Origin of the sequence: Winogradskyella aurantiaca (genome assembly GCF_003362725.1) — a bacterium.
Classification (GTDB): Bacteria; Bacteroidota; Bacteroidia; order Flavobacteriales; family Flavobacteriaceae; genus Winogradskyella_A; species Winogradskyella_A aurantiaca.
The window spans coordinates 1-255 of sequence record NZ_QKTV01000024.1 but is presented as its reverse complement, the minus strand read 5'-3'; the positions used below and the strand labels follow the sequence as shown (position 1 = coordinate 255).

Annotated in this window: 1 protein-coding gene; it reads left to right on the top strand. The window is 42.4% G+C overall.

Annotated features, from left to right (window positions below; all coding sequences use genetic code 11):
• A partial coding sequence (locus tag DN064_RS14100; RefSeq protein WP_157962329.1) for a T9SS type B sorting domain-containing protein occupies positions 1 to 242 on the top strand: 242 nt, incomplete at its 5' end.
• Positions 243 to 255 lie beyond the last annotated feature (13 nt).

The window sequence follows — 255 nt, the reverse complement described above, 5'->3', positions numbered from 1 at the left end:
TGTATGAGTACAGTCTGGATAATGGACCATGGCAAGAAGAGGGCACATTTACAAATGTGACAATAGGGGAGCATGTGATTACGGCCAGAGATAGAAATGGATGTGGATTGGTAAGTGTGACGGTAACAGTAATGGACTATCCACGCTACTTTACGCCCAATGGAGATGGCAACAATGAGCTATGGCAGATAAGTGGGATAGACAATCAAGCTAATGCAAAAATTTATATCTTTGACAGATAAGGGAAACTCCTGG